Source organism: Sinorhizobium sp. 6-70 (genome assembly GCF_030124375.1).
Taxonomy (GTDB): Bacteria; Pseudomonadota; Alphaproteobacteria; order Rhizobiales; family Rhizobiaceae; genus Sinorhizobium.
In genome coordinates, this window is record NZ_JASKLS010000010.1 from 59,184 (window position 1) to 83,386 (window position 24,203).

The 24,203-nt window shown below is 60.5% G+C and carries 22 protein-coding genes and 1 pseudogene; 5 read left to right on the top strand and 18 right to left on the bottom strand.

The features are described from left to right. Window positions 1-80: 80 nt before the first annotated feature. A pseudogene (locus QN222_RS19380) lies at window positions 81-2,416 on the bottom strand (ComEC/Rec2 family competence protein). A 418-nt stretch (window positions 2,417-2,834) separates the two neighbouring features. On the opposite strand from QN222_RS19380, the gene gltA reads away from it, so the two are divergent. Then, entirely contained in the window at window positions 2,835-4,124 is a 1,290-nt protein-coding gene (gene gltA / locus QN222_RS19385) for a citrate synthase (RefSeq protein WP_284005555.1), read from the top strand. 30 nt (window positions 4,125-4,154) lie between these two features. On the opposite strand, the gene lpxB is transcribed toward gltA, so the two are convergent. From lpxB to QN222_RS19455, 14 genes are all read right to left on the bottom strand, one after another. After that, entirely contained in the window at window positions 4,155-5,339 is a 1,185-nt protein-coding gene (lpxB, locus tag QN222_RS19390) for a lipid-A-disaccharide synthase (protein ID WP_283965011.1), read from the bottom strand. Window positions 5,340-5,458: 119 nt separating this feature from the next. Next, window positions 5,459-6,325: an LpxI family protein gene (locus QN222_RS19395; protein ID WP_284005557.1), complete on the bottom strand. Its 867-nt coding sequence runs from the start codon at window positions 6,323-6,325 to the stop codon at window positions 5,459-5,461. A 5-nt stretch (window positions 6,326-6,330) separates the two neighbouring features. Continuing rightward, complete coding sequence (lpxA, locus tag QN222_RS19400) at window positions 6,331-7,149, bottom strand: acyl-ACP--UDP-N-acetylglucosamine O-acyltransferase (RefSeq protein WP_283965014.1); 819 nt, start codon at window positions 7,147-7,149, stop codon at window positions 6,331-6,333. Next, complete coding sequence (gene fabZ / locus QN222_RS19405; RefSeq protein WP_136504485.1) at window positions 7,146-7,610, bottom strand: 3-hydroxyacyl-ACP dehydratase FabZ; 465 nt, start codon at window positions 7,608-7,610, stop codon at window positions 7,146-7,148. Before fabZ ends, lpxA begins: the two co-directional genes overlap by 4 nt. Beyond that, window positions 7,603-8,667 (bottom strand): UDP-3-O-(3-hydroxymyristoyl)glucosamine N-acyltransferase, encoded by a 1,065-nt coding sequence (lpxD, locus tag QN222_RS19410; RefSeq protein ID WP_283965013.1) that lies wholly within the window; start codon window positions 8,665-8,667, stop codon window positions 7,603-7,605. The genes fabZ and lpxD overlap by 8 nt, the downstream gene beginning before the upstream one ends. Before the next feature lie 46 nt (window positions 8,668-8,713). Next, window positions 8,714-11,044 carry an outer membrane protein assembly factor BamA gene (gene bamA, locus QN222_RS19415; protein WP_283965009.1) on the bottom strand — a complete coding sequence of 777 codons (2,331 nt, stop codon included), beginning with the start codon at window positions 11,042-11,044 and terminating at the stop codon, window positions 8,714-8,716. A gap of 399 nt (window positions 11,045-11,443) precedes the next feature. Further along, window positions 11,444-12,568 (bottom strand): RIP metalloprotease RseP, encoded by a 1,125-nt coding sequence (rseP, locus tag QN222_RS19420; protein WP_283965008.1) that lies wholly within the window; start codon window positions 12,566-12,568, stop codon window positions 11,444-11,446. A gap of 235 nt (window positions 12,569-12,803) precedes the next feature. Then, a complete protein-coding gene (locus QN222_RS19425; protein WP_283965007.1) occupies window positions 12,804-13,637 on the bottom strand; it encodes a phosphatidate cytidylyltransferase in 834 nt (277 codons plus the stop codon). After that, window positions 13,637-14,380 carry an isoprenyl transferase gene (locus tag QN222_RS19430; RefSeq protein WP_283965006.1) on the bottom strand — a complete coding sequence of 248 codons (744 nt, stop codon included), beginning with the start codon at window positions 14,378-14,380 and terminating at the stop codon, window positions 13,637-13,639. Before QN222_RS19430 ends, QN222_RS19425 begins: the two co-directional genes overlap by 1 nt. 37 nt (window positions 14,381-14,417) lie before the next feature. Then, window positions 14,418-14,978, bottom strand: coding sequence for a ribosome recycling factor (gene frr, locus QN222_RS19435; RefSeq protein ID WP_283965005.1), 561 nt, complete (start codon window positions 14,976-14,978; stop codon window positions 14,418-14,420). 49 nt (window positions 14,979-15,027) lie between these two features. Further along, window positions 15,028-15,750 carry a UMP kinase gene (gene pyrH, locus QN222_RS19440; protein ID WP_180940965.1) on the bottom strand — a complete coding sequence of 241 codons (723 nt, stop codon included), beginning with the start codon at window positions 15,748-15,750 and terminating at the stop codon, window positions 15,028-15,030. Between the two features lie 191 nt (window positions 15,751-15,941). Continuing rightward, the gene (gene tsf, locus QN222_RS19445) at window positions 15,942-16,865 is read right to left on the bottom strand and encodes a translation elongation factor Ts (RefSeq protein WP_283965004.1); all 924 of its coding nucleotides are present in this window, start codon (window positions 16,863-16,865) and stop codon (window positions 15,942-15,944) included. A gap of 253 nt (window positions 16,866-17,118) precedes the next feature. Next, complete coding sequence (gene rpsB / locus QN222_RS19450; RefSeq protein WP_283965003.1) at window positions 17,119-17,886, bottom strand: 30S ribosomal protein S2; 768 nt, start codon at window positions 17,884-17,886, stop codon at window positions 17,119-17,121. Between the two features lie 182 nt (window positions 17,887-18,068). Continuing rightward, on the bottom strand, window positions 18,069-18,896 hold the full coding sequence (locus QN222_RS19455) for a cell envelope integrity EipB family protein (RefSeq protein WP_283965002.1): 828 nt from the start codon (window positions 18,894-18,896) through the stop codon (window positions 18,069-18,071). A 146-nt stretch (window positions 18,897-19,042) separates the two neighbouring features. Here QN222_RS19455 and QN222_RS19460 point away from each other — a divergent pair, with 146 nt between their 5' ends. From QN222_RS19460 to QN222_RS19475, 4 genes are all read left to right on the top strand, one after another. Beyond that, window positions 19,043-19,510: a RidA family protein gene (locus QN222_RS19460; protein ID WP_283965001.1), complete on the top strand. Its 468-nt coding sequence runs from the start codon at window positions 19,043-19,045 to the stop codon at window positions 19,508-19,510. A 13-nt stretch (window positions 19,511-19,523) separates the two neighbouring features. Continuing rightward, window positions 19,524-20,249 carry a glycerophosphodiester phosphodiesterase gene (locus QN222_RS19465; RefSeq protein WP_283965000.1) on the top strand — a complete coding sequence of 242 codons (726 nt, stop codon included), beginning with the start codon at window positions 19,524-19,526 and terminating at the stop codon, window positions 20,247-20,249. A gap of 4 nt (window positions 20,250-20,253) precedes the next feature. Continuing rightward, a complete protein-coding gene (locus QN222_RS19470) occupies window positions 20,254-21,432 on the top strand; it encodes a GNAT family N-acetyltransferase (RefSeq protein ID WP_283964999.1) in 1,179 nt (392 codons plus the stop codon). Window positions 21,433-21,526: 94 nt separating this feature from the next. Then, window positions 21,527-21,946 (top strand): HIT family protein, encoded by a 420-nt coding sequence (locus QN222_RS19475; RefSeq protein ID WP_283964998.1) that lies wholly within the window; start codon window positions 21,527-21,529, stop codon window positions 21,944-21,946. 100 nt (window positions 21,947-22,046) lie between these two features. On the opposite strand, the gene QN222_RS19480 is transcribed toward QN222_RS19475, so the two are convergent. The 3 genes from QN222_RS19480 to QN222_RS19490 all read right to left on the bottom strand — a co-directional run bounded on the left by QN222_RS19480 (window position 22,047) and on the right by QN222_RS19490 (window position 24,142). Continuing rightward, a complete protein-coding gene (locus QN222_RS19480) occupies window positions 22,047-22,982 on the bottom strand; it encodes a phosphatase PAP2 family protein (protein WP_284005558.1) in 936 nt (311 codons plus the stop codon). Window positions 22,983-23,063: 81 nt separating this feature from the next. Further along, entirely contained in the window at window positions 23,064-23,435 is a 372-nt protein-coding gene (locus QN222_RS19485; RefSeq protein WP_283964373.1) for an AzlD domain-containing protein, read from the bottom strand. Next, window positions 23,405-24,142: an AzlC family ABC transporter permease gene (locus QN222_RS19490; RefSeq protein WP_283964351.1), complete on the bottom strand. Its 738-nt coding sequence runs from the start codon at window positions 24,140-24,142 to the stop codon at window positions 23,405-23,407. Before QN222_RS19490 ends, QN222_RS19485 begins: the two co-directional genes overlap by 31 nt. Window positions 24,143-24,203 lie beyond the last annotated feature (61 nt).

Sequence of the window (24,203 nt, forward strand, 5' to 3'; positions counted from 1 at the left end):
AACTATGACCGAATGGCAAGGATTTGTGGAGTAAAATAATCAAGAATATTGACCTTATCGCATTCTCTGACGCTGTCGGTCTAGAGAGTGCCTTGCTCGTGGGAGAAGTCGTTGCTGCGCCAGTCATACCGGCGATGACGCTGCCATGGCCTCTCCGTGGAGGCGAACGACTTCTCGATCCGCATACGGGGCGGCGCTGCGACCTCCGTCTCATCGGCATAAATTTCGATCGCGCCGCTCCGCCGCAGAGTCTCAGCGGTCACAATCAGTGCGCGGCTCGATTTGCAGGCCGGCAACGGCCGGCGGGTGGCTGCGATGACGAGGTCTGCTGCCTCGCATAAGGACGGAAAGAGTTCGGGGGCGTCGACGATGACGATGGTCCAGCCCTCGTGGCTGCGGCCGACACACCATTCGCCTTTGCGGCACATAAAGCCGCCTGCTTTCACGGATGGTAGGATCTCAGCCACTTTCGCCGCGCTTGCTGTTGGGTCGCGCACTGCCGTTTTTGCCGCTGTAGCCGAGGCACTCTCGACGACAGGCGCAACATGATTGGGAACAGCAAGCGCCCGTTGCCATTGCGAGAAGATAAAGCCCGGAGGCTTGGGTCGGTTGGTGCCGATGGCGCCTTCGGCGATCAGCCCAACCAACTGGCCATCTTCCGATATCACGACCGAGGGACGTTGGGCCTGGCGCTCCCAGGCGATCGCCGTGCCGCCGAACACCATCAATACCGCACCAAAGAGCGCCAGCCGCGTTCGAAGCACACACAGCACGATGCCGCCGAACGCCCCCAGGGCAAAACCGGTCGCGCCCACCCGCCCCGTCACCCACTCGCCATCGAACGAAGCTACGTAGCGCGCCACCGCGAGCATCCAATCCAGCCCCTGCCCCATCACCACCAGGGGATAATATTCAAGCCCGAATGGCATAAGCAGCATGGCGAACAATCCGAACGGCATGATGAGGATGCTTATCAATGGCGTGGCGAGGACGTTGGCAATCAATCCATAGGCCGGCAGCCGATGAAAATGGGCGGCAGCATAGACTGCCGTCGCCAAGCCGCCGATGAGAGACGTGGCGACGCTGCCTATGGCAAAGTTCGAGGCCGACTCCCAGCGGTGGCCGCCGGTTACTCTCTCACGTTCCCGCATTCGATGCTCGCGCCAGCGGGCGTAGCCAGCCACCAGCGCCAGCGTGGCGGCGAAAGACATCTGGAACCCCGGCCCGGCCACTGCCGACGGTGTCCAGGCGATGATATGATTGCCGCTAGAGCGACATTCCGCAGGCTGATCGAAACGCGGTCGAAAAAGACGGCTACAAGCATGATGGAGATCATGATCCAGGAGCGAAGCGCCGAGACTGCACCACCAGCGATCAGGATATAGAGCAGGACCATCACCAGGGCCCCCGCTGCGGCGATCTTCTTGACCGGCAACCTTTCGGCCAGGCCCGGAACCAGACTTAGCAGCGTCCGCGCTCCAACAAGAAAGGTCCCCGCCGCCAGGACCATGTTCAGCCCCGAAATAGCCAGAACATGCGACAGGCCGGCGGCGCGCAGCGTTTCGACCGTATCGCGGCTGATGGCTCGTTCTTCGGAGGTGACGAGCGCCGCCGCAATCGCACCCGTATCACCGCCGACCACCGTCCGGATCCTGCCTCCAACGGCTTCGCGCACACCAGCAAGAAAAGCCTTGCCTTGCGCCAACAGGGACGTATCGGTGCGAGCGGCAACATGCGCATCTGGCATCTGTCGTGGAACACCGTAGAAGAATCCGACCGCTCCAACGCCCTTGAAGAAGGCGTCGAAGGCAAAATCGTTCAAGCCGGGCAGCGCGGGTCCCGAAGGCGGGGAAAGGCGCGCTTTTCCCTCGATGGTCGCCCCGACCGGAAACCCTTCGTGCTGACTTCGCGCCAGCAGTGTTGCCTTGGAGGGCGGTCTGCGCAGCCGCGGCACGGACGTTTCCTTGATCTCGACCAGATATCGCCAACGCCCCCTATCATCCTGCTCGCGCGACAACACGCTTCCGCGAATGCTCGTCGTCACCGGGCCATCGAGAATGACCGTGCCGAGGCGCGCGGTCTCCACCGCTGCCAGCAACATGCCGGCAACGAAGATGAACGGCACGATCGCGATCGGTCGCCAAGGCGCGAAACGACCTCGACACAGGAGTGCCGCTATGCCGAAAACGCAAAGCAGCGGTGCAAGTTTGGCAATTCCGACATCATACGCCAGCGCGAACCAAACGAGGGAGCCGAGCGCCAGAAGCACAGGGATTAGTACGAAGGTGTGCCCAAAATCGGCTTCCTCCTCCGCGGCAGCGCGCAATCGTCGGACGATCGAAGCGGCAGCCGCAGGGATCCTATAGCCCAGCGCTAAACCATTCGGTGCTGGTGACAGCCGGCGACCGGCCAGCATTGCCGGCACATCGGCGGCATGAACGGCGACTTGGCTGCCGATGAAAGGCGATCCACGATGCATCGCATCGCGCGTCGTCGGTCCTCGCTCTTCCGTCCCCATTCCCGTCCGCTCTGCCCCTCTGCGGCTGTCGGCCGATCCTGCAACCAACGTACCCACATTGCAACCGCAAGATAAGCTGCACAAAAAATAAGCAGAGCTATATGGAATGGTACCGCATTATCAGATTAACGATCATTGATCTGATTGGACATCTGCCCATAACATGCGATTATTGCGTCGCCATATGCACATTTTCGCATCGCACCAATTTGCCTTTCGTACAGCTTGGCAGTCGAAAATAAATCATATAGCAAATTCGCAACGTTCAATTTCGTGGCATTTTGCTATGCCACGTTGCCATAAGACGGAGGCTCCCATGAGTGAAAAAAGCGCGGTTGTAACATTCGATGGAAAATCGGCGGAACTGCCAGTGCGATCGGGATCCATCGGGCCGGCCGTCGTCGATATCGGATCGCTCTACAAGCAGACGAAGATGTTCACTTACGATCCCGGCTTTACGTCGACGGCGTCGTGTGAATCCAAGATCACCTATATCGACGGTGACGAGGGCGTGCTGCTCCATCGCGGCTATCCGATCGAGCAACTGGCCGAACACGGCGACTTCCTCGAAGTGTGCTATCTGCTCCTTTACGGTGAACTGCCGACCAAGGCTCAGAAGGACGATTTCGACTATCGCGTGACCCACCACACGATGGTGCACGAACAGATGTCGCGTTTCTTCACCGGTTTCCGCCGCGACGCCCACCCGATGGCCGTCATGTGCGGCTGCGTCGGTGCGCTGTCGGCCTTCTATCATGACTCGACGGACATCACTGATCCGCACCAGCGCATGGTCGCGTCGCTGCGCATGATCGCAAAGATGCCGACGATTGCGGCGATGGCTTACAAATATCACGTCGGCCAGCCGTTCGTTTACCCGAAGAACGACCTCGACTACGCGTCGAACTTCCTGCGCATGTGCTTTGCCGTTCCCTGCGAGGAATATGTAGTGAACCCGGTTCTCGCCCGCGCGATGGATCGGATCTTCATCCTGCACGCCGATCACGAGCAGAATGCATCGACCTCGACCGTCCGCCTCGCCGGCTCGTCGGGCGCAAATCCGTTTGCCTGCATCGCGGCCGGCATCGCCTGCCTCTGGGGACCGGCGCATGGCGGCGCCAACGAGGCGGCGCTCAACATGCTCGCCGAAATCGGCACGGTCGACCGCATCCCGGAATATATCGCCAAGGCCAAGGACAAGAACGACCCGTTCCGCCTGATGGGCTTCGGCCATCGCGTCTACAAGCACTACGATCCGCGCGCGAAGATCATGCAGAAGACCACGCATGAGGTTCTCGCGGAGCTCGGCCACAAGGACGATCCGCTGCTCGAAGTGGCGATGGAACTCGAGCGCATTGCGCTCACCGACGAATATTTCATTGAAAAGAAGCTCTATCCGAACATCGACTTCTACTCCGGCATCACGCTGAAGGCGCTGGGCTTCCCCACCACCATGTTCACGGTGCTCTTTGCGCTCGCCCGTACCGTCGGCTGGATCGCGCAGTGGAACGAGATGATCGAGGATCCGGAACAGCGCATCGGTCGCCCGCGTCAGCTCTATGTCGGTGCACCGCAGCGCGACTACATCCCCGTCTCGAAGCGCTGAGCGGATATCGCTTTAAGTCAAGCGGCCCGGTCAGAGATGGTCGGGCTTTTTTCTTTGGAGATAATCGAAGACGATTTCCGCGGCCTTGTCGCCGGGCGGTCGGTCGGTAGCCATGCGCTCCTGCACGACGGCAAAACCGTCAAGCATGGCACGGCGTTGTGGCGTGTCGCTCGAAAGCCGCTCGAACCAACGCGTCAGCGCCGCCGGCCGGATCATCTTGTTGAAATATTCCGGTACGACGGGAAAATCGGCGATCAGGTTTGGAAGCGCCGCCGTCCATATCCGAATCCGAGAGTGCAAAAAGCTGACGAGCCAATCGGCTCTGTAGGTTGAAACGACGGGAATACCCGCAAGTGCCAGCTCGAGAATGACCGTTCCGGAAGCGGCAAGCGCGGCATCGGCCTTTTCAAAGGCCTCCCACTTCCGGTCCGTCGCAACCGATATTTCGGGCTGCACCTTCCACGATGCCGTCAGTTCCCTTACGCGCCGCTCCTGCCGGGGAACAGTTGGCAGCAGAAAGCGCGTGCCTGGATGGCGCGCCGCCAGTTCCTCGACGGTGTCGCCAAAGATCGGCAATAGGCGGCTGACTTCGCTCCCGCGCGACCCCGGAAGCAGGAGACAGGTCGCAGGCCCCTGCGGCCGTTCCGCTCGCTGTTTTTCGCGCTGGCGGGCACGAACCGACAAGACATTGATGTCGGATGCAAGGCGGTGCCCGACATAGGTGGTCAGCGGGCCGTCGAGCGCGCGCATCACCTCCGGCTCGAACGGCAGAACCGCAAGCACGTGATCGACGTAGGCACGCATGCGCGGCGCGCGCTCCGGCTTCCACGCCCAGACGCTCGGGCAGACGTAATTGATTACCGGCAGATGTGGTAGCGCGTTGCGAACACGCCGCGCCACACGATGAGTGAAATCCGGGCTGTCGATGATCAGCAATGCATCCGGCCGAGCCGCGATGATAGCGCGTGCTGTCTGGCGGATGCGCAGGATGAGCTTCGGCAAACGCGCGAGCACCTGCGAAAAGCCCATGATCGACAATTCGGAGTAGTCGAACAGCGATGTCAGCCCTTCGGCTTCAAGCGCCTCGCCACCGACACCGACGAGTTCAAGCGAGCCTTCAAGGCGTGGGCGAAGCGCGCGCACCAGATCGGCACCGAGCAGGTCTCCGGAGACTTCCCCGGCTATTACGGCCAGTCTATAGCCCTTGCCCGTCATCGCCGGCTCCTTGATCACGATGATCTTGGGTCGAATCGACCCAGAATCATCGTGATCGATCCTAAAGAGTTAGGGCGGGATGCAGGCGGAAAACCGAACACACTTTTCCTCATCCCGCTCTAGCCCCCACGCTCGACACCCAGGATGAACAGGCCACTTTTGTCGGCTTTCTCGACGAGTTGCGAACGCTCGAGAACAAGCGCTCGGCCCGCTTCGACCGCGATGCCTGCAAGGCCCGCCGCCTCGGCCCCCGCGACCGTGGAAGGACCGATAGAGGGTAGATCCGCGCGTTGATCCTGCTGCGGCTTGCAAAGCTTGACGAGAACCCCCCGACGGCGGGTCGAGACCCGCCCCTCCACCTTCAGCGCGGCAACGCGAGCCAGCATCGCATCGGTGCCCTCAGCACCCTCAAGCGCGATCACCCTGCCGCCGACAGCGACAGCGCCCTGCCCGACGTCGAGCGCTCCCAGTGCGTTGGCAGTGGTGATCGCAGCTTGTATCTCAAGCAGATCGTCATCCGTCGGCACATGGGCTCCAAGCGGGCCGGTGTCTGCAAGAAGGTTAGGCACGACATCCTGTGCGCCGATGACGCGGGCGCCACTCGCTTCGATGAGATCCATCGCCATTCGCAAGACCGCATCGTCACCACCGGACATCAGAGTCCGAAGCACGCTCGGGACCGTGGCAAGTGTCCTTAGCGTGGGGCGGATATCACGCCATTCCGGTCGACGCCGAACCCCGCCGGAGAGCACAACGCGGTCGATGCCCTCTTTCTCGAAGGTTCGGCTGATCCCGGCAAAATCGCCGATGGCCAGAACGGTGTGGTCGAACCCTGTCCAGTCGGCGTCCGCTTCGCGTGACAGCGCAATGATGAAAGGGTCTTCGCCCTGTCGCCGCGCGGCCTCCGCCACGTGATGCGGCAGGGCACCTGCGCCGGCAATGATCGCCAACCTGCCCCCTGTAGCCGGCAGGGTGCGGGCTACCACCGCAGTCAACCTCTGTTGCCGCGGTTCGGCGACGACAGCGCGCGATCACTCTCCGCGGCAATGAAATCGAGGATCTCAAGCGCCGGTGCACAATCGAGATACTCCTGCCGGACTGCCGCAGCATTGGCGCGGATCGATTCCGGTCCCTCGAAAATCTGCTTGTACGCCCGCCGCACCGCATGGATCGTCGCGCGGTCGATGCCAGCCCGGGTCATGCCGACGACATTGAGACCGCTCAAAACGCCCGGATTGCCGTTGAGCATGCCATAAGGAATGACATCGTAGCTGACGGCCGAGAGCCCGCCGATAAACGCCTGCCTGCCAATACGCGTGAACTGGTGGACCGCCGATCCACCGCCGAGAATGGCGCGGTCGCCAACGATCACGTGTCCTGCCAGCATCACGTTGTTGGACAGGATAATATTGTTTCCGAGCCGGCAATCGTGCGCAACGTGGGAATTGGCAAGAAACAGGTTGTTGTTGCCGATGACGGTGGTGCCGCCGTGCTCGACGGTGCCCGTGTTCATCGTCACACCTTCGCGGATGGTGCAGTTGTCGCCGATGACCAGCGTCGTGTTCAGGGCGCTGTGATGCACGCTTTGCGAGTCACCACCAATGACGGCGGACGGGAAGATCTTCGTCCCCTTGCCGACCGTCGTGCGCCCGATGACGACGACGTGGCTCAGGAGTTCGACGTCTTCCCCCAGAACGACGTTCGGCCCGACATGACAAAACGGACCGACCTTCGCGTTCTCTCCGATCACCGCCCCATCTTCGATGACGGACGACGGGTGGATCTTCGCAGTCGATGCAATCATTTTCAGGCGTCTTCCTTGCTGACAATCATCGCGCCGATATCAGCTTCCGCGACAAGTTGCCCGTCAACTTTTGCATCACAGTGAAACTTCCAGATATTGCCGCGTTGCTTCTGTTTCACGACATGGAATTCCACCCGGTCTCCCGGCACGACAGGCTTGCGAAAGCGGGCATTGTCGATAGTCATGAAGTAGACGAGGTTGTCACCAATCCCGGTCTTGCGGGCGCAGATGGCGCCGGCGGTCTGCGCCATGCCTTCGATCAGCAACACGCCCGGCATGATCGGCTTTTCCGGAAAATGTCCCGTGAAATGCGGTTCGTTCGCCGTCACGTTCTTGATCCCGATCGCCGAGTTGTCGGAGTCGATTGCGATGATACGATCGACAAGCAGGAATGGGTAACGATGGGGAAGAAGCGTCAGGATTTCCTGAATATCCGCCGTGCCGAGTACCGTTGCAGCCTCATTCATCCTTGCCACCCTTGTTTTTCTGTCTTTCGCTGGCACGCATCGCCATCTCGGCGATGTCGCGCAGAAAATCCCGCATCGGGCGAGCGGGAATGCCGCCGTAACGCTCTCCGGCCGGCACGTCGCTCGCCACACCGCTCATCGCGGCGATCTGCACGCCATCTCCGATCGTGATATGGCCATTGACGCCGGTTCCGCCGCCGATCATCACGCCGTCGCCAATCTTCGTGCTACCGGCGATGCCGACCTGGCTGACGATGCCGCAATAGCGACCGATGCGGACGTTGTGCCCGATCTGGACAAGGTTGTCGATCTTCGTGCCTTCGCCGATCACGGTATCGTCCATGGTGCCGCGATCGATCGTCGTGTTCGCGCCGATCTCGACGTGATCCTGGATGATCACGCGACCAACCTGAACGATCTTGATCATTCCGCCCCGCGGGCCGGGCGCGTAGCCAAAGCCGTCCTGACCAATGCGGGTGCCAGGATGGATGATGACGTTGTTGCCGATCAGCGCACAAAGAATGCTGGCCCCGGCGGAAATCGTGCACTCACGGCCGATTCGCACATTCGGCCCGATGACGGCTCCCGCGGCGATCCGCGTTCCGCTGCCGATCTCGGCGCCGGCACCGATCACCGCCATCGGCTCAATTTCCACACCCGCCTCGAGCCGGGCTGTCGGATCGACAAACGCACCCGCAGCAACGCCCCGCTCGCTTGTGTTGTAGGATGGGCGCATGGCCATTTCATGAAGCAGAGCGCCCGCGAGAGCGAAGGCCGTATGCGGCTTCGCGGTCAGGAGAACCGGGATGTTATCCGGAACGATCGAAGAAATCGCCTTGTCGCAAATGATTGCCGAGGCATGACAATCGTTCAGCTCGTCGCGGTTCTTACGCGAGAGCATGTAGCAAACATCGCCCGATTTGGCGCGATAAACCGGTGCAACCGCGTGGATCAAACGATCCGCCGCAGCGGCATCCGACAACTCCGCCCCAATTTGATTCGCCAGGTCACCCAAGCGAATCCCTTGATGGGGCGGAAAAAACCAGTTCTGTTCCATAGACACTCCAGAACGATTTTGGACAGCAGTTCTGGACTGCTCTTTATCAGAACGACGAGTTAATGCCGAACTTGAAGTTCTGGATTTCGTCGAAATCTTCCTTCGCAACCGGCACGGCGTAGTCCACACGCAGCGGCCCGAAGGGCGATGCCCAGATCAAGCTGACGCCGACGGAAGCGCGCAACGATGCATCTTCACCACGGACGGACTCTCCGGGGCCAACGGCGACATCGTTGCCATAAAGCGTGCCGGCATCGACGAAGAGCGCACCGCGGAAGCCGCTATCACGCGGGATACCAGGCAGCGGAAACGACGCTTCCGCAGAGGCCGTAAAGTAGGTCGTACCACCGAGAGCGTCGCCGTTGTTGACGCGCGGACCGAGGCCGTTGCGCTCAAAGCCGCGGATATCGTTGCTACCCAGCTGGAATTGGTCGAAGACCTCCATCGAACCGGACGTCTTGAACAAGTGACCTGCACTTCCGCCGAGCGACGCGATGATGTCCGCCTCGTCGTTCAGCGTGTAATACCACTTGGCCTTACCCGTCAGCTTATAGAAATCGGACGTGCCACCAAGGCCGGCGAATTCCTGCGTGACCGAGGCGAGGATGCCCTCATGCGGAAGCTGAGCGTCATCCAGCGTGTTGTAGGTGATCGACTGAGAGACCGACGAGCGGGTCCACGGGCTGCCGTTGATCGCACGGTCATAAGGAGTCGACAACTCGTCCTTGTCGCCGAAGTATTCGAACTCCGTGTAGTTATACCGCAGCGTTGTCGACAGGGCCTCGGTGATCGGCGCAGTCACGCGCAGGCTGAAGCCCTGATCGTTGTAGCTGTAGTGATCGTCGTCAAAGTCGTTTTCGTTCTTGAAGAGATCGAAACCGGCGGCCAGACGGTAACCGAGGAAATAAGGCTCGGTAAACGACACGTTGTAAGTCTGGCTGTCTTCACCCTTGCCGGCGGCAAGGCGGATATATTGTCCGCGACCAAGGAAGTTCTTTTCCTCGATCGAAGCCTCGACAAGGAAGCCACCGCCGCTGCCGGCGGAATAACCGGCACCGATACCGAACGAACCGGTCGACTGGTCCTGTACGTCGACAACGATCACGACACGGTCCGCAGCACTGCCCGGCTGCGTCGAGATATTCACGCTCGAGAAATAGCCGAGGGCCTCGAGTCGGCGCTTGGCGCGAGCGATCATTTCCTGGTTGAAGGCATCGCCTTCCCCGACGTCGAACTCGCGGCGAATAACGTAGTCGCGCGTGCGCGTGTTGCCACGGATCTCAATGCGCTCGACGTAGGCGCGCTCGCCCTGGTCGACCAGATAGTCGACGGCGATCGTGTGATTGGCAAGGTCGCGGTTGCCACGCGGCGTGACGCGAGCGAACGGATAGCCCTCCGAAGCAACACGCTTCGAAATTTCGCTCATCGTGTCCTGAACATCCTTCGCCTTATAGACGGAGCCTTCCCGGCTCTGGATCAGGCCCCTCAACTCCTCGGCGTCGACACCTTCAACGGTCGATTCGACATTGACTGCACCGAAGTCGTAACGCGGACCTTCTTCGACGGTGATCGTCACCGTGTACTCATTGGTCTCTTCATTCAGCGTCGCGTCGGACGAGATCACCTGGAAGTCGGCATAGCCGCGGTTGTAGTAGAACTGACGGAGCAGCTCTTCGTCGGCGCGCAGCTTGTCCGGATTGTAGACGTCCTTGCGCGTCAGGAACGAGAAAATGCCCGATTCCTTGGTCGCGATCACCGACTGCAGCCGGCCGTCGCTGTAAGCTTCGTTGCCGACGAAGTTGATCTGCGAAATCTTCGTGCGCTCGCCTTCGTTGATCACGAAGGCAATGTTCACGCGGCCTTCGGCAATCGGCACGACTTGCGTCGTGACAGTAACGTCACTGCGGCCAATCGCGGCATAGGCGCCCTTGATAGCCTGAATATCGCTTTCGACGGTTGCCTCACTGTAAGGACCGAGCGGCTGAGTCCGCACCAAACCCTGGAGCTTATCGTCCTTGATCTTGCGGTTACCGTTGAAGACGACCTGGTTGACGAGCTGGTTTTCGCTAACCGTGACAACGAGCGTGCCGCCGGCGACATTGATGCTCACGTCGGAGAAATAACCAGTGGCATAAAGGCGCTTCACCGAAGCATCGATATCGGCGTTGCTGAAGTTCTTACCCGGGACAATCGTTATGTTCGCGCGCACGGTGTCCGCGCTTACGCGCGTTGCGCCCCGCACTTCAACCCGATTGATGACCGCGGCTTGTGCGACGGACGTGCCTGCGAGCACCCCAACACCGGTACCCGTGGCAACCATGCTTGCTGACAGCGCAAACGCCGACACCGCGTTCAAAAACCTTGAACCAGCTTTCATGTTAAAATCTTACCTTTTCCCAACGTCCCGGGGCAATTTCGTACCGACTCCGGTCACGGTTGCCGTTTTACCCGCTTTTGCCATACAAGCAAGCCAGCTAGTTAAATTCTGTTTACTTCAATTCGAACCGTGGCTTAACCGCCACTACGGATTCGACTTATCGTAAACAAATCGTTGCCGCGCAAGCCATTGCGCGGCACTCGTTCACAATATCCGAAAGGTTGTTCCGCCCTCCAAGGACCTGGAGAGCAACAAGAGCAAAGGGGCGCCGCAACACGTCCTCAAATCGCAGCCGATTTAAGGAAAGATGCAGCAATTCAAAGTGCTTCAGCGTCCTTTGCGTGTCTGATAAGACGCGCGGCGCTGCAGAGACAACGCCTCACGTCTTCGGGATCCCGTTCAGCCGAAAAGCCAGTTGATGTCGTTCCACGCCGCGAAGACCGTAAGCATCAGCACCATCGCAAATCCGATGCGGAAAGCGATATCCTGTGCCGCGGGCCCGACCGGTTTGCCGCGCAACGCCTCCACCGCATAGAACATGAGGTGACCGCCATCAAGCACGGGCACGGGCATGAGGTTAAGCAATCCTATAGAAACCGAGAGAACGGCTGCGAAATTCAGCACTTCGGCAATGCCAAGCTTGGCCATCTGCCCGGAAATCTGGGCAATACGGATCGGTCCGCCCACCTGATCGGCCTTCATCCGACCAACGACCAGATTCGACAGGTAATCGAACGTGCCGGTGACGATACGCCAGCTTTGCAGAGCTCCCTGCCCGACGGCTTCCAGCGGCCCGTAGGTCTCGATTCGGAAGTTCCCGACCTCCTGATTGGTTCCGATGCCGATCTTGCCCTCTTCCACCTTGTTGCCCAACGGGTCGACGGATTCGGTGCGTTGCGGCACCATCCGCAGGTCAATCGGCGAGCCATCGCGCTCGACGCGCACCGTGATTGGCAGTTCCGGGCGGACACTGACGTAACGTCGCACGTCGTCAAAGGTGACAATCGGCGTTCCGTCGATTGCAACAAGCCGGTCCCCCAGCTTGACGCCTGCCTTCTCTGCCGCGCCGCCCGGCGCCACCAAAGCCACGACCGGATCGGCAACAGCCCGCCCGTAGACGGAAAAGAGAACAGCAAATATCGCAATCGCCAGCACGAAATTGGCAATTGGTCCGGCGGCGACGGTCGCAGCCCTTTTCCAAAGCTTCGCTCCCAGGAACGTGCGAGCCCGATCTTCCGGCGCGATCGACTCGAGACGCCGATAGTCGGGCGTGCTCGCTGCATCGTCGTCGCCGAAGAATTTCACATAGCCGCCGAGCGGAATCGCGCAGAATTTCCATCTGGTGCCGCGACGATCGGTCCAGCCGAAGAGCTCCGGTCCGAAGCCGACGGAAAAGGCGAGAATACGGATACCGGACCAGCGGCCCACCAGATAGTGTCCCAGCTCATGAACGAACACCAAGAGGGTCAGCAGGAACAGGAAGGTGGGTATAGCGTATTGCAGGTTTTCAAGCAGAAGGCTCATTGGCATTTCCTAACGCATCCGCTGCCGCAACGTCGCGCGTCCTGGAGATGCGCGGCTGCCGCTGTCACATGTTGCATCCTTATATAATCTACCCTCAATTCAAATTCGACCTACTGCATGATTCCTTAAATCGGAATCGATTTTAGGACAAAATCATGCAGCAACTCAAAGTGTTACGGCGACCTTTGCGCGTCCGATCGGACGCGCGGCGCCGTAAGGGATTAAACAGCGGGCCTCAAAGCCCCAAGAGAACCGAACCGAAGGCGACGGCGCGCCCGCCGGCAGACAGGATCTGGGCCAACACCAGAACCAGCGCGGCGACACAGGCGAATATCAATCCGTCGACCCGATCCATGACCCCGCCATGTCCCGGAATAAGCTGGCTCGAATCCTTGACGCCGAAACGACGCTTAATGAACGACTCGAACAGGTCCCCGATCTGGCTGGCGACGGACAGCACGAGCGCGATGATCGGAATGCGCAAATCCTGCAGGGAGAAATGAGCCATGAAGACGGCAACGCCCGCTAGGACGCCGCAGATCGTCCCGCCCAGCGCTCCCGACCAGGTTTTTCCAGGCGAGATGGCCGGCGCCAGCTTCGGCCCACCGATCGCCCTGCCGGTAAAATAGGCGAAGATATCCGTCCCCCAAACGACGGCGAACACGAACAACATCGCCACCAGGCCGAGATAATCGGCGCCGCGGATCGCCGCGAGCGAAACCGCCGTCAAACCCGCATAGACTATGCCGCCCGGCAGCCACCAGCTCGTCTTGCGGGCCGACACCCAAAGCCCGGCGAGAACCGAACAGGCGGCAAGGACCGGCAGGCTGAGATGGATATAGTCGGACAGGACGAGGATTGCGATCACGACCTGAGAAAGCCACCCGAACGCATTTCCCTGAAAGTCGCTTTCACCGAGCCTGGTGATGGTCGACCACTCGTAATAGACCAGCGATCCGATCGCGACGGCGAGGATCTGAAAGGCAAGCCCCCCCGCCCAGGTCGCGCCAAGAGCGACCGCCGCAAGCACTACTCCGGAGGCGATGCGTAGCTTGAGTTCTGCCTGCATCAGGAGCCGACCGCCAGCGTCGGTTGCGAGAGGCCGCCGAAACGGCGTTCGCGGCTGGCATATTTTTCGATGGCGGCAAGGAATGTTTCGCGCGTGAAATCCGGCCAAAGTTCGGGAATGAACAGCAATTCCGAATAGGCTCCTTGCCAAAGCAGAAAGTTGGAGAGGCGCTCTTCGCCGCTCGTCCGCAGGATCAGGTCCGGATCGGGAATGCCGGCGGTGTCGATCGTTGCGTTGATCCTCTCCGCGGTGATCTCGTCCGGGCGGAGGCGACCGGCGGCCACCTCTGTCGCCAGGCGACGCATGGCCCTCGCCAATTCGTCCCTTGCACCGTAGTTGAATGCGATCACCAGGGTGATCCCGGTGTTCGCGCTCGTCGTCTCCTCCGCCTCGATCAGCAACGGAAGAATGTCACCCCTGAGATTTGCACGGTCACCGATGACGCGGATGCGGACATTCTCGCGGTGGAGATCGGCGAGATCCCGTCGTATGAATGCCTTGAGCAAGCCCATCAGGTCCGTGACCTCGGCCTCGGGCCTGCTCCAGTTTTCCGACGAGAATGCGAAAAGCGTGAGATAGCGAATGCCGAGTTCGGCGGCCGTCTTTACCGCAGCCCGCACAGCTTCGACGCCTTTTCGATGTCCCATCGTGCGCGGCAGCCCGCGCGCATTGGCCCATCGACCGTTGCCATCCATGATGATGGCAACGTGATTCGGTACGTTTGCGGGGATGAACTCTTGCATTGGCGGTCCGAAAAAAGAGACTCAGATCATCGACGCGTCAGACCTGCATGATTTCCTTTTCCTTATCGGCGAGCAAGCGGTCGATCTCGGAAATCGTTTCGTCGGTCATCTTTTGCACGCGTTCGGACTGAGCACGATGGATATCCTGACCGATCTCGCCATCCTTTTCGGCTTTTTTCAGGTCGTCCATGCCGTCACGGCGAACATGGCGGACGGCGACCTTGCTCTTCTCGGCGTAATCGTGCGCCACCTTGACGAGAGACTTGCGGCGTTCCTCGTTCAACTCCGGCAGCGGAATACGCAGGTTCTGGCCGTCAACGATCGGGTTCAATCCGAGGTTCGATTCACGGATCGCGCGTTCGACGGCGCCAACCATGGATTTGTCCCAAACAGAAACGGACAGCATCCGCGGTTCCGGAACCGTGATGTTGGCCACCTGGTTCAACGGCATGCGCGAGCCATATGCTTCGACGGTTACCGGATCGAGAACATTGGCCGATGCGCGGCCGGTGCGAAGCGACGCGATGTCGTGCTTGAATGCGGAGATCGCTCCATCCATGCGGCGTTTCAGTTCCTTCAGGTCCACACCTTCACTCATGGTTCAAGACTCCCGTTCTGTCTTCAGTGGCCCAGAGGCCTTCAAACTGTCAATTGTCCGTAACGATGGTGGCATGGCCGCCACCGGTCAATATCTCCGCAAAACCACCCTTCTCGTGGATCGAGAAAACGACGATCGGAATGGCATTTTCGCGTGCGAGAGCCACCGCGGCAACGTCCATCACGGCTAATCCCTTCTCAAGAACCTCGCTGTGGGTGAGGCGATCGAACCGGGTAGCCGTCGGGTCCTTCTTCGGATCGGCGGAGTAAATGCCGTCGACCTGCGTTCCCTTGAAGATCGCTTCTGCGCCCATCTCTGCTGCGCGAAGTGCTGCGGCGGAATCCGTCGTGAAGAACGGATTGCCGGTGCCTCCGGCGAAAATGACCACGCGGCCAAGCGAGAGATGATATAGGGTAGCGCGCTGCGAAAAACTCTCACAAATTTCCGGCATTGCGATGGCCGAAAGCACGACGGTATCGATGTCCAGCTTGCGCAGCGACGTCGCCAGCGCCAGCGCATTGATCACCGTCGCCAGCATACCCATGTGGTCGCCGGTCACCCGGTCGCCACCCTTCGAGGCGACTGCGACGCCACGGAAGATGTTACCGCCGCCGACAACGACACCGACTTCGACGCCCATGGCGCGCGCTTCGGCGATATCCGATGCGATCCGGTCGGCGACCGCCACATCGATGCCGAAGCCCTGGCTTCCCATCAAGGCTTCGCCGGAGGCTTTGAGAAGAACACGCTTGTAGATTGGCTTGGCCGACATCATCGCTCCTGAACAGATCGGCACGCCTGTGCGGAAGGCGGTGCACAGCGGCATAAGGATATATCGTGTTGCGCGGTATCGACCGCCCGGGCACAAACCGGCGGGTCCGACGCTTTGACGAATGCCGGATACACGAAGGGCATCGCGTTGTCACGCGATGCCCCCATGTTTTCCCAATAAGGGTGAAGAAATCAGCCCTTGGCAGCCGCGGCGACTTCCGCAGCGAAATCGGACTCTTCCTTCTGAACACCTTCGCCGAGCAGCAAACGCGCGATGCCGGCAACCTCGATCGGCGCACCGACAGTCTTTTCCGCTTCCTTGATCGCTGCCTCGACGGTCTGGTCGGGGTTCATGACGAAAGCCTGCGAGAGAAGGGCAACTTCCTCGAAGAACTTGCGCATGCGGCCTTCGACCATCTTCTCGATGATGTTGTCCGGCTTGCCCGAAGCGCGCGATTGTTCGATGAAGACGTTGCGCTCGCGTTCGGCAACTGCCGGGTCGATTTCGCTCGGGCGAACCGCCAGCGGGTTGGTCGCAGCAACGTGCATCGCAACCTGACGGCCGATCACGTTCAGGGCTTCCTTGTCACCGGTCGACTTGAGAGCGACCAGTACACCGAGCTTGCCGAGGCCGTCCGCAACCGAATTGTGGATGTAGGTCGCGACGACGCCATCATCGACCGACAGGAGCGCGGCACGGCGCAGCGTCATGTTCTCGCCGATCGTCGCAATCGCGTCGGTGATCGTGTCGGCAACCGACTTGCCGGTGGCCGGATACTTGGCAGCACTGATTGCGTCGACCGATCCATCGGTTCCGACAGCAACAGCTGCGACGCCGCGCACGAGGTCCTGGAAGGCGTCGTTGCGGGCGACGAAGTCCGTTTCCGAGTTGATCTCAACGACCACGGCCTTGTTGCCGGCGCTGGCGATGCCGATGAGGCCTTCGGCAGCCGTGCGGCCGGACTTCTTGTCGGCCTTGGCGATGCCTTTGGCGCGCAGCCAGTCGATCGCCGCTTCCATGTCGCCATTGGTTTCAGCAAGCGCCTTCTTGCAATCCATCATGCCTGCGCCGGTCTTTTCGCGCAGTTCCTTCACCATTGCGGCAGTAACACTCATCTTTTTGCCTCTTTGTCTGTTTGGCTGGCGCGCTCACTGTCAGTGGCGCAATGCCAGGAGGTTTTGGCAGGGAATGGCTTTTCAATGTGACACCGTGATGAACGCTTCATCGCGATGATGCGTGGGCGGAATATTGCCGGCCCGACCGCGCCATTTCCGGCTGAAAAGAACGAGGCCGTTCAGATTTCCATCACAAACGGCCTCGTCCGACATTTCATTGGGCACGACGGCCTTGAGCCGTCGTCCGGCCAGATCAGGCCTCGGACGATTCGTCGAGAGCCGGCTCGACCGGAACCTCGACCGACGCACCGAGATCGCGGCCAGCAGCGCCCTGCTGACGGGCGATACCGTCGATGGCGGCGCGAGCGATGAGATCGCAATAAAGGGCGATGGCACGCGATGCGTCGTCATTGCCCGGGATCGCATAGTCGATCTGGTCCGGATCGCAGTTGGAGTCGATAACGGCAACAACCGGAATGCCAAGGCGCTTGGCTTCGTCGATCGCGATCGATTCCTTGTTGGTGTCGATGATGAACATCAGGTCCGGCGTGCCGCCCATGTCGCGGATACCGCCGAGTGCGCGGTTCAGCTTCTCGCGCTCACGCTCAAGGTTCAGGCGCTCCTTCTTCGTGAAGCCCGAGGCTTCCGAAGCGAGGATGTCGTCGAGCTTGCGCAGGCGCTGGATCGAGTTGGAAATCGTCTTCCAGTTGGTCATCATGCCGCCGAGCCAGCGAGCATTGACGTAGTACTGGGCAGAGCGCTTCGCAGCGTCGGCGATGATTTCCGAAGCCTGGCGCTTCGTGCCGACGAAGAGCACGCGGCCGCCGTTGGCGACGGTGTCGCTGACAACCTGCAGGGCGCGCGACAGCATCGGAACGGTCTGGGCGAGGTCGATGATGTGGACGTTGTTACGATCACCGAAGATGTACGGCTTCATCTTCGGGTTCCAGCGATGCGTCTGGTGGCCGAAGTGAACGCCGGCTTCGAGAAGCTGGCGCATAGTAAAATCAGGCAATGCCATGCCTTTGTCTCCTTTTCCGGTTGAACCTCCGCAAGGCGTCGAGCGCATCATTGCTGCGCCCACCGGCGGAACAATCCGGATTTCTCCCGGAAAATCCCATGCCTCACGTGTGGAATGGGCAGCCCCTTAACCGCAACTGCCCGATAAATCAAGACTGGAAGTCAGTTTTATGCGGTTCTCGCCTATTTGCAGTCTTCCGCGTTGAAGACTTCGAGGTTGGCGAGCTTCCCGGTGAGGACGAAATCTCCATAGTCCATCGTCAGGTCGCGCGTTACCCCGTTTTCATAGAGCTTGAACGACATGCTGTAGATGGGCTGTGCGTCTCCGCTCCTGTCGTCGTTGAAGTAGGAGATCGTCACCGGCCAGTAATTCTCCGCCGCGAGCTTTCCGGCCTTGCCGGCATCGGCGTCATCCGGCCGCGGCTTGCGCGGCTTGCCGACGAAGGTCGAGGTGATCAGCGTCTTGTCGCCCGTATCGGAGCCGTCGAAGATACGCGATTCGAAAAACGCGTCACCCTTCTTCGCCCGATCGATGACTTCCAGCATGTGCTCGGTCGGGAAACGGCTTTCGGCGAGCGCCACCTCACGTTTGTCCGGTGCCGTCAACTCGACCTTGACCCCCGTCTTGTCTTCATGCGCGCTGCCGCGGACTTCCTTGTCGAGCTTCTCGTCGGTGAAAGAACGCGTCAGAAAGCGGAAGTTGCGGTTCCGCATGTCTTCGTAGGTGGTCGTCTGCTGGTCCGTAAGGCGAACTTCCTCTCCGGTATCGACCTGGGTCATGAACCTGAAACTGACGGTATAACCCTCGCAGGCCGAGCCGTTGAATTCATAGACCATGCGGCCGTACATGCTCGATATGCCCGAGCGATCGGACGCATCCTTCAGTTCCAGATCGTAAACGGCGCGGTGGGGCGCAAGCACGCCCGCATCGGCGACGCCGGCGCCCAAGGCCGTCATCGCCACGAGACAGACGCTTCCAAAACTGGCAAGACCGAAGCCTGTACGAAACATCCGTTTCCTCCTGTTGCACTCGCCGGCAATGCTATAAACAAACTGTCGGCAGAAGCGAGGCAGATCCGCGACGAAAAAGGTTGATGCCTGTCCCGATCCAGCCTGCATGCCGGATTTTATCACAAAAGACAACAACGGAGCCTTCCATGTCCGCAGAGATCGAAACGCGCCTCGCCGACCTTGGCATTACCCTGCCCCAGGCCGCAGCGCCTGCCGCGAACTATGTTCCTTACGTCATCAGCGGCTCGATGCTCTATATTTCCGGGCAGTTGCCCATGGAAGCCGGCAAGGTCGCCATTACGGGACATGTCGGCAAGGATGTCGACGTCGCGACCGCCCAGCGTGCCGCAGAACTCTGCGCAATCAACATCCTGGCGCAGGCGAAGGCAGCGCTTTCCGGCGACCTCGGGCGCATTCGTCGTCTCGTGAAGATCAACGGTTTCGTCGCGTCCGTCCCAGAGTTCGTCGAACAGCACCTCGTCATCAACGGCGCGTCCAACCTGCTCGCCAACGTACTCGGCGAAGCCGGCAAACATGCGCGCGCGGCCGTGGGCATGGCTGCCCTGCCCTTCAATGCTGCCGTCGAAATCGATGCCGTCATCGAAATCGCCTGATCCGGGGAATCTCATGAAGGATATTTCCTGGCTCAAGGCCCAACCGATCGCCCATCGGGGCTTTCACGACATGAACCGGGAGGTTTGGGAAAACACGCTTTCGGCGTTTTCCCGCGCCGCCGAAGCAGGGTTCGCGATCGAATGTGACCTGCAATACACAGCCGACAGTGTTCCGGTCGTCTTTCATGACGACAACACCGAGCGGCTCTGCGGAATAAAAGGAGACGTCCGGGCAAGGACTGCGGGGGAACTGGGGCTGATGTCGGTCGGCGGCACCAAGGACAAGGTGCCGACGCTGTCGCAGATGCTCCGCCTCGTCGATGGTCGCGTGCCGCTCATCATCGAACTCAAGGGGCGAAAGGACGACGACGAAGGCTTTGCTGCCGCGGTGCTCGAGACGCTCGAGGACTACAAGGGCCACGTGGCGCTGATGAGCTTCGATCATTGGCTGCTCAGGGACCTCAAGGCGTTGGATGCGCCCTATCCGCTGGGCCTCACCGCTGGAGGCATCACGCCAGAGGCCTTTGCCGAGAATGAGGAAGCGATGCAAATCGGCCTCGATTTCATTTCCTATTTCTACCGCGACCTGCCGAATCCTTTCATCACCAAGCAGCGTACGCTCGGCCGCACGGTCATCACGTGGACGGTGCGCGACATGCAGGCTCAGGAGCACACATTCGCCAATGCCGACCAGATGACGTTCGAGGGTTTCGATCCAAGGGAAACCATGATTTCCTAAGGTTATGACAGACGCCATCAACATCCGCATCGAACACTCCTTCACCTCGATCTCGCCGGCGAACTGGAATCGGCTCGCCGGCGCTTCGAAGACGAATGCAAGCGTTCCCTACAACCCCTTCCTCTCGCACGCTTATCTGTCGGCGCTCGAGGAATCAGGTTCCGCGACCGCGGAAACGGGATGGCTCGGGCAACACCTGTTGATGGAAGATGCGGATGGTTTCCTGCGCGGCGCCCTTGTTTGCTACATGAAAAGCCACAGCCAGGGCGAATACGTCTTCGACCACGGGTGGGCGGACGCCTTCGAGCGGGCCGGCGGGCGCTATTATCCGAAGCTGCAATGCTCGGTACCCTTCACGCCGGTCACCGGACCGCGTCTGCTTACCACAGAGGGGCGCGACCCGCGACCGGTTCGCGACGCGCTCGCGGCGGGACTGAAGGAGCTTACGCGGCGCCACGGCGTTTCCTCGGCCCATGTCACCTTCGTACCGGCCGACGAAATGCCGGCCTTCGAGCGAACGGGCTTCCTTCACCGAACCGACCAGCAGTTTCATTTCACCAATGAAGGCTACGGATCCTACGGCGACTTTCTAGAAACCCTCGCATCCCGAAAGCGCAAGGCGCTGAAAAAGGAACGTCGGACAGCCGTCGAAAAGGGCATAACCATCGACTGGCTGACCGGCAGCGACCTGACGGAGGCGATCTGGGACCAATTCTTCGCCTTCTACATGGATACCGGCGGGCGCAAATGGGGCCGCCCGTATCTCACTCGCTCCTTCTATTCCCTGATCGGGGAAAGGATGGCCGACGACATTTTGCTCGTCATGGCCAAGCGCGGCGGCCGCTATGTCGCCGGCGCCATCAACTTCATCGGCGAGGATGCGCTCTACGGCCGGCATTGGGGCTGTATCGAGGACCACCCGTTCCTGCATTTCGAGGTCTGCTACCACCAGGCGATCGATTTCGCGATCGCCAATGGGTTGAAGCGCGTCGAGGCGGGGGCACAGGGCGAGCACAAACTCGCCCGTGGCTACATGCCCGTCACCACGCATTCGGCGCACTTCATTGCTCACTCAGGGCTCGCGCGCGCCGTTGCCGACTATCTCGAACGCGAACGCCGCGATGTGGAAGAAACCAGCGAGTTTCTTGCGGAGCACGGACCTTTCCGCAAAGGTGAGCGCTAGAGCGGGATGAGGAAAAGTGTGCGCGGTTTTCCGCCCGCATCCCGCTCTGACGGGATGCGGGCCGACGCAGGCACAACAAGACGAGGAAAAGAAAATGAGCGCGTATGACACGAACAACATCTTTGCAAAGATCTTGCGGGGCGAAATTCCATCGCACCGGGTCTACGAGGATGATGCGACCGTCGCCTTCATGGATGTGATGCCTCAGGCGGAAGGCCACGTCCTGGTCCTGCCGAAGACCCCTTCGCGCAACATCCTCGACGCCGACGCATCAACGCTGCCTTCGCTGATCGGTACGGTTCAAAAGATCGCCATTGCGGCCAAGGAAGCCTTTGACGCCGACGGCGTGACGATCATGCAGTTCAACGAAGCGCCCGCCGGCCAATCCGTCTACCATCTGCACTTCCATGTCATACCGCGCCGTGACGGCATTCCGCTAAAGCCGCATTCCGGCAAGATGGAAGATGGCGCTGTGCTTGCGGCGAACGCCGAGAAGATCAGGCGGGCCCTGTAGAGCGACTCTGCATCGAGCGGATGCGGGGGAAACGGTGCACAGCTTTCCACATCCCGCTCCCTTGCCGTGACGGCGGCGGCGACAAGCGCTCGCCGTCACATTATCTCGTGGCATCCTCGATCGGCATGCAGCCCGCCTCGGCAGATGCGAGCCATTGCAATGCCTTACCGGAAAGGACATAGGCAAACACGAAGGTAGCGACGCCGCCGAGGACATCCACGAGGTGATGGCCACCATGGATGAGGATTGCCGGCACCATCAGGAGATTGAGCGCCGCCGCCGGAACGAAAAACACCCGGGACCGCGCCATGAACCAGACGGAGAGGCAGGCCAGGAGCATACGCACCGACGGGAAGGCGATGAGGCCGAGGGCATCCTTCGGCGTGAGGAAGCCCGCCCCCTCCTTCCCCAGCCGGGTGAGTTCGGCGCCATAGGCCGGCGTCACGGCCAATTGCGCGCGCTGAACAAGTTCCTGCGGAACGTTGAAGTAGACGCTCGTGCCAAATGACGGGAAGAATATCCAGAAGCAGAGGGCGATCAGCACGCCGACGAGCCCCGTGACCAGGAAACGGTGCAACGCGCGGTCGTCCCGGACCGTGCACAGGATCAGGATGACCGCCATTATCTGCGGCAGCGACGTGAAATAGACAACCGACAGGACACGTGAAATGAGCGGATGCTCTGCCGCAAGGGCGATCAGATCCGGCCAGTGGAGCCCGAGCGCCGCGTCAGCGGCGGCGAGCGCCGCGTCGATCAGCGGGAACTTCACCGGGAGCAGCAGGTAGTTCAGAATGGATGCCACATTGGTGAACAGGACGAAGGCACCAGAAGCGGTCGCAGCCAGGGCCAGCCGCTCGTCCTTGCGCACCGTTCGGTAGAACTGCCCGACGGCGACCATCATGAGGCCGACGCCGACCGTGAATGCATAGCCCGTCATGTCAATGGTCAGTCGTCCCGTCGCGATCAGACACGCATCAATCACCGCAATCGCGGCGACGATCGCCAGGCATAGTTTCTCGGGAGGACGAAGGCGCATGCGACATATCCGTGGTGACAACTCTCTCTAGCAGGCCGCGCTTAATGATCGGCTAAGGCAGCCATGCACCCGAGCGGCAACTCAAAAACCGAGCCACCAGAGTCCGGTCGCAAGAGTAGCGATCGCGGTGGCGATGCCGGCAGCCGGCTTTTGGCCGAGAAAAAAGAAGACAGCCGCGCCTGCGCCCAAGGCGCCGAGCCGCAGGGGAAGCGGCGACTGTTCAAGCACGCCGCTCGGGTAGAGCACAAGCTTCGCGATGACAGCCGCGACCAGCGCCGTTGCCACCGCCCTCACCCAGTTCAGCGCCTCGGATTCCTCGCGGAGCCGTTCGCCGGCGAGCACGCCTAGCCATCGCCAAACATCGGTCGCGAGCCAGCCGGCAATGGCGATGAAGAAGTAGGCCCACCAACCCTCCAGCCACGTCACGCGCCCGCCTCCCTTCGCGAGCGCCAGGACCGCTCGACGAACCACGCGAGCGTTCCGCCGCCGACGCCCGCGAGCAGGATGTCGAACTCGGGCAGCAGCCAATAGAAAAGCGGTCCCGTAACGAGGCCGACGACGAGCGCCAGATAGACCACCCGGTGACGCGCCGAATTCCAGATCGAGGTGAGGAAATAAACCGGCGTCAGAAAGAAGAGGCAGCCGGCAATGATCGGCGGGAAGTCAGCAACGAGACGATAGACGACCGCCACCAGCATCATGTTTGCGGCGACAAGGGTGATGCCGAAGCCAGCGAAGAAGGTTGCCCGGTGCGCACGCGGCACCTGCTGTATGCGCTCCATCGCAAACACCCACGCTGTGATCGCGATGAAATGCGACAACACGAGAAGCAGCCATGTCGGCGTCTTCGGCGTGCGCAATTCCGGGACGAGGGCCGCGACCATCGGCATGAGCCGCACCGACGAGAGCGTCACTGCGAGAAACGCCGTGGCAAGGCTCGCGCCACTGAGGATCGAACTGACGAGGATGACCTTTGCCGGCAGTGCCCAGACAATACCCGTCATGAACACGACTTGCTCGGGCGGGATGCCGGCCTGCGCAGTCAGCGAACAAAAGCCGACAAAGGAAAGCATCAGGATGATGGCAGGCAGGCTGAAAATGCCGCGTGCGCCGGTCAGAAACCAGGCGAGAGATGATCGTTCTTCTTCAACGCGTTCCATGAACACCTGCAAGCGATGCTTACTCACCTACAACGCCGCGCATCCAACCAAACGCACAAAG